This window comes from Mesorhizobium sp. M4A.F.Ca.ET.020.02.1.1, assembly GCF_004022645.1.
Lineage (GTDB): Bacteria > Pseudomonadota > Alphaproteobacteria > Rhizobiales > Rhizobiaceae > Mesorhizobium.
Map to the genome: position 1 here is coordinate 1 of NZ_RZOI01001322.1, position 653 is coordinate 653.

A 653-nucleotide genomic window follows, 5' to 3' on the forward strand; every position below is an offset into this window, starting at 1 on the left:
GAAATAGAGAGTCCCCTTCTTCTTCAGCGACCCCTGGACGGCGTTGTAAGGCAGCTTGCCCGCCTCGAAACGGCTTCCGGCGGCGATCGCGCTGACGCCGGAGTAGCGGCCGGGCACCACCTGGACGACCGCCTTGCTGGCCGTCGGCTCGATGGTCGTCCCCTGCTTCTGGACGGCGACCGAGTTGAAGCCGTTGTCCTTCAGCGTGGTCAGCACCGCCTTCTCGGCATTGTTGATGTTGGCCGCGGCGGTGATCGCCGCGAGATCGACGATCGACTGTGCCGCGCGGCGCTCGTTGAACAGCGCGCCTTCGTCGACCGCGAAGGCTGTCAGCGCCAGCGCGACCGGCGCGCTCAGCGCCGCCATGACGGCGAAGTTGGCGCGCCTGTCGGCGATCAGCCGGCTGCCCGATCGCAGCATCGCGGCGGCAGCGGCGCGCATCATATGCCACCGACGCGGATCGTCGATTGGCGCTTGATCGTCATCGAGGGCATCGGCAGGCTGTCCAGCAGGTTCCAGATTGGCAGGTCGCGCGCGTCGTAGCTCACCGAAACCACGAACTGGCTGCCGTCGATGACGCTGTCCTTGGCGTCGACCGTCAGCTTGTGCGCGTCGACGAAGGGATAGCCGGCGACGTCGTGATTGATGAAATC

Annotated in this window: 1 protein-coding gene and 1 pseudogene; both read right to left on the reverse strand. The window is 66.3% G+C overall.

The genetic code is table 11. From position 1 onward, the window contains the following. The coding region (locus EN742_RS36905) for a pilus assembly protein TadG-related protein (RefSeq protein WP_245492504.1) at positions 1-441 on the reverse strand (441 nt) is incomplete at its 3' end. Next, positions 441-653, reverse strand: a pseudogene (locus EN742_RS36910) (pilus assembly protein); the annotation flags it as partial. The pseudogene EN742_RS36910 and the gene EN742_RS36905, both read right to left, overlap by 1 nt.